This is a genomic window from Brevundimonas sp. NPDC055311 (assembly GCF_053645695.1).
Genome location: NZ_JBSHMV010000002.1, coordinates 39,712 through 52,521, shown reverse-complemented (window position 1 = coordinate 52,521; position 12,810 = coordinate 39,712). Strand labels below are relative to the sequence as shown.

Sequence of the window (12,810 nt, the reverse complement as noted above, 5' to 3'; positions counted from 1 at the left end):
AGTCGGAATCGACTGAACCTAGAACAATGGTCCAGAATTAAGCTGGAGCGAATATCTGGGTTCAGTTGAACGCAATCCAACTGAACCGATTTCGCTCTAGCCGTTCACGTCGCCCGCGAAAACGCCCCCGTTTCCGATCACGCCAGCGTGTGCGTTTATTTCGCCGAAAGAATGGCGCGCCGGGCCAGCCAGACGCCCTGATCGCCGGCGCTCTCCACCGTCAGGCCGGCCTCGCTGAGCAGGGCGTGATAGGCGTCGGGGTCCAGGCTGCCGTGATAGAGCGGTTCGCCGCGCCATTCGCCGATCGCCTCGCCGTGAGCGGGACCGGCGGTGAACATCAGCCGCCCGCCTGGGCCGACGCGGGCGGCAAGGGCGGGCAGGACCGTCGTCTGCGCCTCAGGCGTCAGATGGAACAGACTGTGCCAGGCCAGAACGCCGTGAAAGGCGCCGTCCGGCAGGGTTTCGCGCATGTCGCCGATGCGCCAGTCGCCGCCCGGCAGGGTCTGGCGCGCATGGGCGATCAGGCCGGGCGAGGCGTCGAGGCCGATGACCTCGAATCCGCGCTCCAGCAGGGCGGCGCCCATGGGCCAGCCCGAGCCGCAGCCGACGTCCAGCACGCGGGCGCCGGGCGGCCAGCCCTGCGTGAAGCGGCCCAGCCAGGCCGCTTCGTTCCAGTCGCCCTCATCCCGGCGCAGAACAGAGCCTCGGTCGCGAATCCAGTCCGCCGCCTTCTCCTGATAAAGGCCGACGATCCGGTCCGCGGCCGGATGGCTCATCGGGCCAGGAAGGCGTCCAGCTCGCCATAGAAGGCCGTCGGCTGGTCGAACATGATGAAGTGGGCGCTGTCGTCGATGCGCTTCAGCTTCGCGCCGGGCAGGGTCGCGAACGACGCCTGATAGATGGCGTCGGTGATCGCATCGGTCATGCGGGCGTCGTTGAACTTGACGTAGAGCACCTCGGTCGGGGCGGTGATCCGGGCTAGTTCGGGGCGCAGGTCGGTCGTGACCAGTTCGCGGAAGGCGGCGGCCGAGACCTTCTGATCGCTGTCGCGCATGTCCTGAAGGGCTTCCTCGCGGCGGTTCTCGGTGTTGATCATGCCGTTGATGGCGGTTGTCGCCTGGGCGACGTAGGCGTCGCGCGGGCTGGCGGATTGGGCGGTCCAGATCTGATTGGCGACGGGCGTAACGCTCTCGGCGGTCGCGCCGGGCGCGCCGAACATGGCGCCCATGAAGGGGATCATGTCCACGACCATCAGCCTGCCGACCAGATCGGGGTGACGCGCGGCCAGCATCATGCCCATGGTCCCGCCCATGGAGTGGCCGACGACGGCGGGCTGGTTCAGATGCTGTTCGCGGATGTAGCGGGCGATCTCCTCGGCCACGGGGGCGCCGACCGGCTGAGGCGCGTCGCCCTGCGCGTTGGCCTGGGGCGCGGCGCCGGCGAAACCGGCGACGTGGATGCGGTGGACGCGATAGCGTCCGGCCAGATGGTCGACCGTGCCCTGCCAGATGTCCGGCGAGGACGACAGGCCGGGGATCAGGATCAGATCGGGCGCGCCCTCCGGCCCGTCGACCACCACGCTGAGGCGATCGGACGCGAAGGCGGCGTGCGTCGCGTGATTGGCGGGGCCGTCCTGAGCCAGGGCGGCGGGGGCGGCGGCCAGCAACAGGGCGGCGGCGCCGAAAAGGGCGGTGGAGGCGGTGCGGATCAAGGCGTCTCTCCCAAAGAGAATTTGCGCCAGATTAATTCATCGGCTGAGGAAGGGAATGGCCTTTGGACGGCCGACCGTCGCTGCTGCTACAAGGCGGCCATGACCGCAGACGCCGCGCCCGCACCTTCCGCCGCCCCAGAAGCCAAGGCCCCGCCGACGGCTTTCGGCAAGGGCTTCATCACCGACGCCTGGTATTTCGTCGCCCTGGCGCGCGACGTGCCGGTCGCCAGCCTGAAACGCTATGAGATCATGGGCGAGCCGGTCCTGATCGGCCGCACGCGCGCGGGCGATGTCTATGGGATGCGCGACATCTGCCCCCACCGCGCAGCGCCGCTGTCGGCCGGGCGGCTGGTCGAGAAGCCGGACGAGGGCGAGACGATCGAATGCCCCTATCACGGCTGGCGGTTCCGGCCCGACGGCGTCTGCGCGGCCATCCCGTCGCTGGTCGAGGATCAGGCGTTCGAGGCGAACCGCATCAAGGTCCGGTCCTATCCGGTGCGCGAGAGCCAGGGCATGGTCTTCGTCTGGATGGCGGCGGACGCCCGCAACCCGTCCGAGCCGGATCAGGAACCGCCGCAGTTCCCCGGCGCGGTCGGCCAGCCGCGTCTGGTCGAGTGGATGGATTTCGACAGCCATATCGACCACGCCGTCGTCGGCCTGATGGACCCCGCCCACGGCCCCTATGTCCACCAGCAGTGGTGGTGGCGCTCCGAACATTCGATGCACGAGAAGGCCAAGACCTTCGCCCCGGTCGACTTCGGCTGGGCCATGGTGCGTCACGCGCCGTCGTCGAACAGCCGCCTCTACAAGGTGCTGGGCGGGGCGCCCGCGACCGAGATCACCTTCCGCCTGCCGGGCTATCGCTGGGAGCATATCCAGGTGGGGCAAAAGCAGGTGCTGGCCCTGACCTGCCTGACGCCGGTGAGCGAGACCAAGACCCGCATCACCCAGATCTTCTGGTCCGACCACTGGGTGTTCGGCATCGCCAAGCCCTTCCTGCGGATGGGCGTCGTCGCCTTCCTGAAGCAGGACGGCGGCATGGTGAACCTGCAGAACGAGGGGCTGAAATACGACCCGGCCCTGATCTGGATCGACGACGCCGACAAACAGGCCAAATGGTATCAGCAGCTGAAGCGCGAATGGCTGAAGAGCCGCGCCGAGGGCCGCGCCTTCGTCAATCCGATCAAGGAGACGGTGCTGCGCTGGAAGAGCTGACGGCTGAAGTCCGGCGGCGGGGCTCTGGCCGTTCGCACGGAACGGCGCAATCATGCGGCCATGAAGCCGGTCGCGCACCTCTTTCGTCTGCATTTCGCCCTTTGGTTGGGATTGGCGGTGATGGCGGCGGCCAGCGCCGTCTCGCCGGTCGTCTGGGGCTGGCCGATGCGGCTGGCGGTCGCCTGGGACGCGGGCGTGACGGCCTTTCTGCTGCTGACCTTCATGCGGTTGAGTCGGGCGCGATCGGTGGCGGCGATCCGCGCGCGGTCGGCGGAGCTGGACCAGGCGGGCGGAGCGGTGCTGCCGCTCAGCCTGTTGGCGGCGGGGGCCAGCGTCTTCGTCATCGTCTTCATGGCGGCGTCGGGCGGCAAGCCGACGGCGACGGCGGCGGTTCTGACCGTGGTCACCATCGCCCTGAGCTGGCTGTTCGTGCAGACCATCTTCACCCTGCATTACGCCCATGAGTTCTATGCGCCAGCCGAGGCCGGCCAGGGGGATCGTCAGGGCCTGATGTTTCCGGGCGAGGACGACGCCGACTACTGGGACTTCCTGCACTTCGCTCTGATCATCGGCGTGGCGAACCAGACCGCCGACGTGCAGATCTCCAGCCAGCGCCTGCGCCGCATCGCCACCGTCCACAGCATCGTGGCCTGGCTGTTCAACACGGTGATTCTGGCCCTGGCGGTCAATCTGGCGGTCAACCTGTTGTAGGCTTTCGCCGGGTTCGCCTTGACTTGGCCGCTATTGAGGCCCATCTGCGCTGCATCGCACAATGCGGTGACCGGCGCGTTCCAGCGCGTGTTGGGCTTCCCTCCCCGGAAGGCCTGTCTGTCGAGCGGCCGGATCATTCGATTTCATACGTCGTCCATACACGCGGGGCGGCGCCCGTTCCCCGCCCGAGCTTCGGGCAGGCGACGTGCGCCCCTAGTGAAGGCCTGGCTTGTCCAGCCGCGCGCGCCGCCGTTCGTGAAAGACAGACGTGAGCGACACCATCACCTTCGAATCCATGGGCCTGAACAAGGCTCTCCTGACCGCCCTGGCCGCGACCGGCTATGAGAAGCCGACGCCGATCCAGGCCAAGTCCATTCCCGACGTCATGAAGGGCAAGGACCTGCTGGGCATCGCCCAGACCGGCACCGGCAAGACGGCGGCCTTCGCCCTGCCGATCCTGCATCGCCTGGCCGAGAACCGCGTGGCGCCCAAGCCGCGCACCACGCGCGCCCTGATCCTGAGCCCCACGCGCGAACTGGCCACCCAGATCGCCGACAGCTTCAAGCAATACGGCGCCCACCTGGGCTTCCGCGTGGCCGTCATCTTCGGCGGCGTGAAATACGGGCCGCAGGAACGCGCCCTGCAACAGGGGCTGGACGTTCTGGTGGCCGCGCCAGGCCGCCTGCTGGACCACCTGCAACAGAAGACGCTGGACCTGTCGCAGACCGAGATCTTCGTCCTGGACGAGGCCGACCAGATGCTGGACCTGGGCTTCATCAAGCCGATCCGCCAGATCGTCAGCCGTATCCCGGCCAAGCGCCAGAACCTGTTCTTCTCGGCCACCATGCCCTCGGAGATCGGCAAGCTGGCGGGCGAACTGCTGAAGGACCCGGTCAAGGTCCAGGTCACGCCGCAGGCCACCACGGTCGAGCGTATCAAGCAGTCGGTGATCTGGGTCGAACAGGGGAAGAAGCGCGCCCTGCTGACCGAACTGTTCTCGGACCCCGCCTATACGCGCTGCCTGGTCTTCACCAAGACCAAGCACGGCGCCGACAAGGTCGCGGCCTATCTGGAAGCGGGCGGCGTCGAGGCCGGGGCCATCCACGGCAACAAGAGCCAGCCGCAGCGCGAGCGCGCGCTTGAAGCCTTCAAGAACGGCAAGCTGCGCGTCCTGGTCGCCACCGACATCGCCGCGCGCGGCATCGACGTGGACAAGGTCACCCACGTGGTGAACTTCGAGCTGCCCTATGTGCCGGAAGCCTATGTCCACCGCATCGGCCGCACGGCCCGCGCGGGCAAGGACGGTACGGCCATCAGCTTCGTCGCCGGCGACGAGATGAAGCTGCTGAAGGACATCGAGAAGGTCACGCGCCAGAAGATCCCCGCGATCGACCGTCGCAACGACAAGGCCCTGGCCCAGCTGGACGCCTCCATCATGGCGGCGGGCGTGGCCAAGAAGGCGACCCTGCCCGAGCGCGAGGGTCGTTCGGTCGGCGAGGGCCGCGGCGGCGGTCGTCGCAACCCGCGTCGCGACGGCGTCAAGCCCGAGGGCGGCGGCCAGCCGCACCGTCAGCGCAAGGGTCAACGCGACCGGACTCATCACGCCGAGCGCCCGGCGGCGGCCTATGACCCGATGGCGGGCGACCGCGCCCGCTCGGCGGTCCGTGCGACGCCCGAGGCCGAACCCAAGCCGGTCGGCGAGCTGAAGCGCCGTCCTCGTCGTCGCCGCCCGTCGAACGGGGGCAAGGGACACGGCGCTCAAGGCTGATCGTCGAGATCGGCGCAGGAACAAGAACGGCGGCTTCCTTGCGGGAGCCGCCGTTTCCGTATCCGTCGTCAGGCGAGGATCAGAAGGCCCAGCGGGCGCCGATCGAGGCGACCAGGGCCGAGCCTTCGGCCTCGCCGCGCAGGTGCGAGGTCACGGCCGCCGGGGTGCCGGCGTAGAAGGCGCGGTCGTCGTGGATCGTCGAGTCGCTGAAGGCGATGTAGGTCAGGCCAGCGTCGAAGGTGACGCCCTCGGTCACCTCGGTCGAGCCGCCGACCGAGAACAGCCAGCGGTCGGCGTCCGGGATGCGGGCGGTGCGCAGGCTGTCGCGGGTCGGGGTCGGATCGTAACCGACGCCGGCGCGCAGGGTGGTCTTGTCGCTGATGGCGTAGTCCAGGCCGATCGCGCCGGTGGTGACGTCCTTGTAGTTCTGATGGATGACGTCGCCGCCGCCCGGATATTCGACGGTGATGGCCTGGAACTCGGACCAGCCGATGCGGTTGACCTGGGCGTTCAGGGTCAGCTTGTCGTTGACGGCGTAACGGACCGACGCCGAGGCGAACCACGGGGTGTTGAAGCTGGCCGTGCCGCCCGTCGAGACGCTGTTGGGCGCCAGCGGGCCGGTCAGGACGATGTTCACGTCGCCGTCCAGCTCGTGCTCGATCTTGGAGCGATAGCTGAGACCGAAGTCCCACGGGCCCTTGTGGACCTGGGCGCCGACGTTCCAGCCGAAGTCCCAGCCGTCGCCTTCCAGCGAAGAGGAGCCGTCCGGCAGCAGGGGGGACACCGACGGCATGGCCGAGGTCAGCTTGGCCTTGACGAACTGGGCGTTCAGCCCGGCGCCGACGTCCAGCCAGTCGTTGACCTGATAGGCCACGGTCAGGCTGGCGTCGCCCGAGCGCAGCTCCGACGTCAGGGCGTCGTAGCGGGCGAAGGAGCCCTGTTCGTACTTGGTGGTGAAGTTGTAGGGGGCGGCCACCGAGACGCCGACGGCGAAGCGGTCGCCGATCGGCGTGGCGAAGGCGAAGTTCGGCACCAGGCCGCTTTCGATCGGGTCGACCTCGGTGTTGCGCGGGTTGACCACCGGCACGTCCACGCCGCCCGGATAGGTGACGTAGGAGCCGGCGTTCTTCACCTCGGAGTCGATGCGGATGGCGTGAAGGCCGACCGAGACTTCACGGCCGCTGCGGGCGATGGAGGCGGGGTTCCACCACATCGAGCCGACGCCGCGGTCGGCGGCTTCGCCCGAATAGGCGCGTCCGGCGCCGCGCACGGACTGTTCCTGCAGATAGAAGGAGCCCGCGAAGGCCGGGGCGGCGACGCCCGTCATCAGGGCGGTGGTCAGAGCCAGGCCGCCGAGGCGGGCCATGTTCCTGGGAGTCATTACGCTTCACCTATGTCGTGGGCCGACCATTTTGAGAAAGGCGGGCGGCCTTGGTTCGGGGAGGGCCGCCACGCTACCCATCACAGCGTCCGTGTCATGAAAGCGTTGCGTCCAAGGCCGGTGTCGGACCGCTTCTCGGCGAAAGCGTGGCGCAAAAATCGCACAATTTCACACCTTGGTGAGGTTACGTAACGGCAATTTCGATGCCTGAAGAACGCAGGTTTGCGGCAAGATCGTGTTCCGCAGCGTCAACTTCGGCCTGATCCCGACCCCGGATCACCAGCTGGGTTCCGACCTCGCCGGCGGTCTGTCCGGCGCCGAAACCGAAGGGATAGGAGCCGAAGGACAGATGCGGTCTGGCCTCGGCGGCGGCGCGCAGGATGTCGGCCACGGCGCCCTCGCCGACGCCGCTGACGCGCAACGACCGGCTGTGCACCGGGGCGCCCGTCTTCAGGCGCGGCGCCACGTCGTCCAGCATGGCCTCCATGATCTTGGGCACGCCGGCCATGACGAAGACGTTGTCGACCTGGAAGCCCGGCGCGTCGCTGACCGGGTTGGCGATCAGGACGCCGCCTTCGGGCACGCGGGCCATGCGGCGCCGCGCAGCGTTGAACTCGCCTGGCGCATAGCGGCGCTCCAGGATGGCGAGGGCTTCGGGGTGTTCGCACACGGAAACGCCGAAGGCGGCGCCGACCGCATCGGCGGTGATGTCGTCATGGGTCGGGCCGATGCCGCCGGTGGTGAAGACATAGTCGTGCGCCGCGCGCAGGGCGTTCAGCGCCGCGACGATCGGGTCCTGACGGTCGCCGACCACCCGCGCCTCCATCAGATCGACGCCGAGCGGCGCCAGGAAGCGGGCCAGGGTGTTCAGATTGCTGTCGCGGGTTCGGCCCGACAGGATCTCGTCGCCGATGATCAGGACGGCGGCGGTGGGGGAGGGGGGCGATTGTGACATGGGCTGAAGATAGGGAGCGCCAGGCCATGCGTCAGCCGTGAACCCTGACGGGCTTGAGGTTTTGTGCTAGTCTGACCATCTGAAGTCCTGAAGTCGTTTCTTCGCCCGGTCCGCCTGTACGCGGAGCGCGCGCCTCCCCGAAAGCCGATCATGTACGAGACCCCCGACCTGGAAACCGACGTCTTCGTCCGCAGCCACGAAATCCGCATCTATGACGCGGAAGGGTTCGAGGGCATGCGCAAGGCTGGCCGCCTGGTCGCCGAGGCGCTGGACATGATCACCGAGCATGTGAAGCCGGGCGTCACCACGGGCGAGCTGGACGATCTGGTGCGCGAGTTCACCCTGGACAACGGCGGCGTCCCCGCCTGCCTGGGCTACAAGGGCTACACCAAGACGGTCTGCACCTCGATCAACCACGTCGTCTGCCACGGCATTCCCGGCGACAAGGTTCTGAAGGAAGGCGACATCGTCAACATCGACCATACGGTCATCGTCGACGGTTGGCACGGCGATAGCAGCCGGATGTACCCGGTCGGCGAGATCAACGCCCGCGCCAAGCGGCTGATCGACGTCACCTATGACTCGCTGGACCTGGGTCTGGGCCAGATCAAGCCGGGGAACACCTTCGGCGACATCGGCTTCGCCATCCAGAAATTCGTCGAGGCCCAGCGCATGAGCGTGGTCCGCGACTTCTGCGGCCACGGCATCGGCCGGGTCTTCCACGACAGCCCCAACGTCCTGCACTACGGCCGTCGCGGCGAAGGCGCGGTGCTGAAGCCGGGCATGTTCTTCACCGTCGAGCCGATGGTGAACCTGGGCAAGCCGGCGGTGAAGGTGCTGTCGGACGGCTGGACCGCCGTGACGCGCGACAAGTCGCTGTCGTCGCAGTGCGAACATTCGATCGGCGTGACCGAGGACGGGCTGGAGATCTTCACCGCCTCGCCCAAGGGTCTTTTCCGCCCGAAATTCTGAGCTAGTCTCCCTTCCGGGGGAGGCTGATGCTCGATCAACCGCCGGAACAACCGAAGGCCAAGCCGCACCACGCCGGTCATCGGGAACGGCTGCGTGAGCGCGCGCGCACGGCGGGCATCCACCATCTGCCGGACTATGAGCTGCTGGAGCTGTTCTTGTTCCGCAGCCAGCCGCAGGGCGACGTCAAGCCGGTGGCCAAGGCTCTGCTGACGCGGTTCGGATCGCTGGCGGCGGTGCTGGCGGCCTCGGTCGAGGACCTAATGACGGTCAAGGCCGAGGATTCGCGCGGCCGAGCCAAGGGGGTGGGCGCCGAGACGGCGCTGGACCTAGCCGCCCTGCACGAAGTCTCGCGCCGCGTGGCCAAGGAGGAAGCCAACCGACGCACGGTCATCTCGTCGTGGACGGCGCTGCTGTCCTACGTGCGCCTGTCGCTTCAGCATGAACCGCGCGAGCAGTTCCGCGTCCTCTATCTCGACAAGAAGAACCAGCTGATCCTCGACGAGATTCAGAACCGGGGCACGGTCGACCACGCCCCGGTCTATCCGCGCGAGGTGGTGCGCCGGGCGCTGGAGCTGTCGGCCAGCGCCATGATCATCGTGCACAATCACCCCTCGGGCGATCCGACGCCCAGCCGGGCCGATATCGACATGACCAGACAGGTGATCGAGGCCGCCCGCGCCCTGTCGGTTCAGGTTCACGACCACCTCATCGTCGGCCGCGAAGGCGTGGCCAGCTTCAAGCAACTGGGATTGATGTGACTGTTCTGACCACTCAACGCCTGACCCTGACGCCCGTCGCCGTCGGCGACATGGACGACCTGACGGCCCTGTGGGCCGACGCCGAGTTCACCCGCCACATCATGGGGCGCGGCCTGTCGGAGGAGGAGGTCTGGTTCCGCCTGCTGCGCGACATCGGCCACTGGCAGGCCAAGGGCTACGGCAACTGGTCGATCCGCGAGACGACGACGGGGGCCTATGTCGGCAGCGTCGGCGTGCTGGACTACCGCCGCGAGATCGATCCTCCCTTCGACGCGCCGGAACTGGGCTGGGGCGTGGCCCCCGCCTTCCAGGGCGCGGGCCTGGCGCGCGAGGCGCTGGAGGCGGCCCTGGTCTGGACCGACGCCTATCGGCTGGAGGCGCGCACGGTCTGCATGATCTCGCCCGAGAACGCGCCCTCGGTGCGTCTGGCCGAGCGGGTGGGCTATCGCCCCTACGCCCGCGCGGACTACAAGGGATCGGCCGTCGACCTGTATGAGCGCCCTCGCGCCGGATGAGCGGCTGACAGGCGGGGCGCGGGGCGATAAGCTTTACAATTCAGGCCCGGAAGCGGCCTTCTGCGTTTCAGGAGTTCCAAGATGCCCATGTCCGCCGACGACCTTCGCGCCCATCTGGTGGAGGCCTTCCCCGACGCGGACATCGCCATCGAGGACCTGGCCGGCGACGGCGACCACTATCGCGCCCGCATCGTGTCGGAGGTCTTTCGCGGAATGCCCCGCGTGCGTCAGCACCAGACCGTCTACGCCGCGCTGAAGGGCAAGATGGGCGGCGAACTGCACGCCCTGGCGCTGGAGACCTCGGCGCCGGTCGAGGCGGGCTGAACCCCATGCGCTACCGCCCCTTCGGCGCCTCGGGGGCTGCGGTCTCCAGTCTGACGCTCAGCCTGGGGGCCGAGGCGGCGGCGCGGGGGCCGAACTCTGTCCGCGACCTGGTGTTCGCCGGGCTCGAGGCGGGGGTGAACGCCTATCATATCGAGCGGCTGGACCCGATGCTGCTTCAGGCCGTCGGCGAGGCCCTGGGCCATGTCGAGCGGCGGCTGGTGTGGGTCAGCACGACCCTGGGCGCCGACCGGGATTTCTCGGCCGAGAGGCTGGGCCGTTCGATCGAACAGGGGCTGCACGCCTCGGGCCTGGGCTGGTTCGACATGGCGGTGCTGGATCGCCCGGCCGAGGATGAGCTGCCCCAGACCTCCCTGACCGCCCTGAAGGCGATGCGGAAGGCCGAGTATGTGCGGATGCTGGGCGTGTCGGGCGATGAACCGGTGACGGATCTCTATGTCTCGACCGGGGCGTTCGACGTCCTGTTCACCCCCTTTCACGCCAATGTGCCCTGGCAGGTGCGCTCGCGCATGAAGGCCGCGCGCGATCGGGAGATGAGCCTGTTCGCCTATGACTATTTTCCCGAAAGCCTGGCCACCGAGCGCCGCGCCGCCGATGCGGGCGGGGCGAAGAAGCGGGGCCTGTTCGGCGGCTGGGGCGCAGGGCGAGGCGAGGCCGATCTGGAGCGGCCGGGCTCCTTCGCCTTCCTGCACCGGACGCCGGGGTGGACCGGCGAGGCCATCTGCCTGGCCTACGCCCTGGCGGACCCGGCGGTGGCCAGCGTGCTGGTCCGGCCCAGGGACCGGGCGCATCTGGAAGACCTGTCGAGCGTGCCCGAGCGTGACCTGCCCGCCGGCCTCTCGGCCCAGATCGAGATGGCGCGTGTGGACGCCTCGGCCTGATCGGCTTCAGGCGCCGATGGCGGCGAAGGGGCCGTTGAGGAAGCCCAGCTTGCCGTAGGCCAGGGGACGGCCGTCCTCGGCCAGGACGCGGCCGCCCGCCGCCTCCAGCACCGCCTGGCCGGCGGCGGTGTCCCATTCGCTGGTGGGGCCGGTGCGCGGATAGGCGTCGAAACGGCCCTCGGCGATCAGGCAGAACTTCAGCGAGGAATCCATGCCCTGCCATTGGGTGCAGCCGTTGCGCGCGGCCAGACGCAGGGCGTCTTCGTCGCTGATGCTGTGGCTGACCAGGGCGACGGCGTCGGCGGGGCGTTCGCGCACCCGGATCGTCCTCCACGGCTCGCCGAAGGCGCGGCGCAGCGCGCCCTGGCCCGGCGCGGCGGAGCGCCAGCTGACGCCCAGGGCCGGGGCCGTCACCGCACCGGCCACGGGGGCGTCGCCGCGGATCAGGGCGATGTTGACCGAATAGCTCTCGCGCCCCTGGACGAACCCGCGCGTGCCGTCCAGCGGGTCGATGAGCCAGAACCACGTACCGACCGACGACGGGGCGCCGTCGGCGGCGACGGCCTCCTCGGCGACGGCCTCGACCTGGGGCCAATGTTCGGCCAGGCGGGCCAGGATCAGGGCCTCGGCGGCGCGGTCGGCCTCGGTCACGGGGCTGGCGTCGGCCTTGGTCTCCACGGCCGTATCGGCCCGCCAGTAGGGCAGGATCAGGCGGGCGGCCTCCTCGGCGATGTCGGCGATGACCTCGGCCAGGCGGCCGGAGGCGAGATCGGATTCAAGGTCGGCGTAGGCGGAGGCGGTCATGAAGGGCTGGATAGACCATGCGGCCGGTTTAACGAACCGGCAAATCAGGCCACCTTGGCCTTAACCTTTTCGAAACCTTGTGCGCCATGACCGTTTCCGACGACCCTGCCTCCCTATCCGCCGCCGATCTGCCTGTGGACGGCGCCGAACTGGCCGCCTTCATCGCCGCCAAGCTGTGCCACGACTTCATCAGCCCGGCCGGCGCCGTGATGTCGGGGCTGGACCTGCTGGACGATCCCGGCGCCCAGGACATGCGCGACGACGCCCTGGGCCTGATCCGTCAGAGCGCGGCCAAGATGGTGGCCCTGGTGCATTTCGCCCGCGTGGCCTTCGGCGCCGCGACCAGCAGCGAACAGTTCTCCGGCGCCGAACTGCACGGCCTGGTCGCGGGCCTGACCGACGGCGGGCGCGCCACGCTGGACTGGCGCGTAGGGGATGAGACCTTCTCCAAGATCCAGGCGCGGACCCTGATCAACTTGGCCTATCTGACCGTTTCGGCCCTGCCGATGGGCGGGGCGGCGGTGGTGACCGTCCGCCGGGAAGGCGATCAGTTGTTTCTGGTCGGATCGGCCGAGGGCGCCCGCGCCCGGCTCAAGCCGGAGGCCGTGGTCGGCCTGAAGGGCGAGCGGCTGACTGAGGGGCTGGCCGGGCAGTGGATCCAACCCTACTGGCTGTGGCTGACGGCGCGCGAGGCGGGCGGGCGGCTGGACCTGGCGGCTGAAGACGGCCGCGTGGCCTTGATGGCGCGCTTGCCGGGCGCTAGTGAGCAACCCGCGTTCGTCTAGCCAACGCTCCGT

General features: G+C 68.8%; 14 protein-coding genes. 9 read left to right on the top strand and 5 right to left on the bottom strand.

Annotated elements, in window-relative coordinates:
* Window positions 1–155 precede the first annotated feature (155 nt).
* Window positions 156–776 carry a methyltransferase domain-containing protein gene (locus ACWIDZ_RS06050; protein WP_453988263.1) on the bottom strand — a complete coding sequence of 207 codons (621 nt, stop codon included), beginning with the start codon at window positions 774–776 and terminating at the stop codon, window positions 156–158.
* Window positions 773–1,711 (bottom strand): alpha/beta fold hydrolase, encoded by a 939-nt coding sequence (locus tag ACWIDZ_RS06045; RefSeq protein ID WP_453988264.1) that lies wholly within the window; start codon window positions 1,709–1,711, stop codon window positions 773–775. Before ACWIDZ_RS06045 ends, ACWIDZ_RS06050 begins: the two co-directional genes overlap by 4 nt.
* 99 nt (window positions 1,712–1,810) lie before the next feature.
* On the opposite strand from ACWIDZ_RS06045, the gene ACWIDZ_RS06040 reads away from it, so the two are divergent.
* The 3 genes from ACWIDZ_RS06040 to ACWIDZ_RS06030 all read left to right on the top strand — a co-directional run bounded on the left by ACWIDZ_RS06040 (window position 1,811) and on the right by ACWIDZ_RS06030 (window position 5,405).
* The gene (locus ACWIDZ_RS06040; RefSeq protein ID WP_453988265.1) at window positions 1,811–2,926 is read left to right on the top strand and encodes a Rieske 2Fe-2S domain-containing protein; all 1,116 of its coding nucleotides are present in this window, start codon (window positions 1,811–1,813) and stop codon (window positions 2,924–2,926) included.
* A 60-nt stretch (window positions 2,927–2,986) separates the two neighbouring features.
* Window positions 2,987–3,637 (top strand): DUF1345 domain-containing protein, encoded by a 651-nt coding sequence (locus tag ACWIDZ_RS06035; protein WP_291780032.1) that lies wholly within the window; start codon window positions 2,987–2,989, stop codon window positions 3,635–3,637.
* 268 nt (window positions 3,638–3,905) lie between these two features.
* Window positions 3,906–5,405 carry a DEAD/DEAH box helicase gene (locus ACWIDZ_RS06030; RefSeq protein ID WP_453988266.1) on the top strand — a complete coding sequence of 500 codons (1,500 nt, stop codon included), beginning with the start codon at window positions 3,906–3,908 and terminating at the stop codon, window positions 5,403–5,405.
* A 79-nt stretch (window positions 5,406–5,484) separates the two neighbouring features.
* Here the strand turns inward: ACWIDZ_RS06030 and ACWIDZ_RS06025 are convergent, their stop codons facing one another.
* Window positions 5,485–6,786, bottom strand: a complete 1,302-nt coding sequence (locus tag ACWIDZ_RS06025) for an OmpP1/FadL family transporter (protein WP_291780029.1) — start codon at window positions 6,784–6,786, stop codon at window positions 5,485–5,487.
* A gap of 184 nt (window positions 6,787–6,970) precedes the next feature.
* Window positions 6,971–7,741 carry a competence/damage-inducible protein A gene (locus ACWIDZ_RS06020; RefSeq protein ID WP_453988267.1) on the bottom strand — a complete coding sequence of 257 codons (771 nt, stop codon included), beginning with the start codon at window positions 7,739–7,741 and terminating at the stop codon, window positions 6,971–6,973.
* Between the two features lie 150 nt (window positions 7,742–7,891).
* Here ACWIDZ_RS06020 and map point away from each other — a divergent pair, with 150 nt between their 5' ends.
* The 5 genes from map (at window position 7,892) to ACWIDZ_RS05995 (ending at window position 11,209) form a co-directional block, all read left to right on the top strand.
* Window positions 7,892–8,713 carry a type I methionyl aminopeptidase gene (gene map / locus ACWIDZ_RS06015; protein ID WP_346519143.1) on the top strand — a complete coding sequence of 274 codons (822 nt, stop codon included), beginning with the start codon at window positions 7,892–7,894 and terminating at the stop codon, window positions 8,711–8,713.
* 26 nt (window positions 8,714–8,739) lie between these two features.
* On the top strand, window positions 8,740–9,471 hold the full coding sequence (radC, locus tag ACWIDZ_RS06010) for a RadC family protein (RefSeq protein ID WP_453988269.1): 732 nt from the start codon (window positions 8,740–8,742) through the stop codon (window positions 9,469–9,471).
* On the top strand, window positions 9,468–9,986 hold the full coding sequence (locus ACWIDZ_RS06005; protein WP_453988270.1) for a GNAT family N-acetyltransferase: 519 nt from the start codon (window positions 9,468–9,470) through the stop codon (window positions 9,984–9,986). The genes radC and ACWIDZ_RS06005 overlap by 4 nt, the downstream gene beginning before the upstream one ends.
* 81 nt (window positions 9,987–10,067) lie before the next feature.
* Window positions 10,068–10,310 carry a BolA family transcriptional regulator gene (locus ACWIDZ_RS06000; RefSeq protein WP_338577670.1) on the top strand — a complete coding sequence of 81 codons (243 nt, stop codon included), beginning with the start codon at window positions 10,068–10,070 and terminating at the stop codon, window positions 10,308–10,310.
* A gap of 5 nt (window positions 10,311–10,315) precedes the next feature.
* Window positions 10,316–11,209: an aldo/keto reductase gene (locus ACWIDZ_RS05995; RefSeq protein WP_453988271.1), complete on the top strand. Its 894-nt coding sequence runs from the start codon at window positions 10,316–10,318 to the stop codon at window positions 11,207–11,209.
* Window positions 11,210–11,215: 6 nt separating this feature from the next.
* On the opposite strand, the gene cysQ is transcribed toward ACWIDZ_RS05995, so the two are convergent.
* Complete coding sequence (cysQ, locus tag ACWIDZ_RS05990; protein ID WP_453988272.1) at window positions 11,216–12,013, bottom strand: 3'(2'),5'-bisphosphate nucleotidase CysQ; 798 nt, start codon at window positions 12,011–12,013, stop codon at window positions 11,216–11,218.
* A gap of 86 nt (window positions 12,014–12,099) precedes the next feature.
* Here cysQ and chpT point away from each other — a divergent pair, with 86 nt between their 5' ends.
* The gene (gene chpT / locus ACWIDZ_RS05985) at window positions 12,100–12,798 is read left to right on the top strand and encodes a histidine phosphotransferase ChpT (protein WP_453988273.1); all 699 of its coding nucleotides are present in this window, start codon (window positions 12,100–12,102) and stop codon (window positions 12,796–12,798) included.
* The last annotated feature ends 12 nt before the right edge of the window (window positions 12,799–12,810 follow it).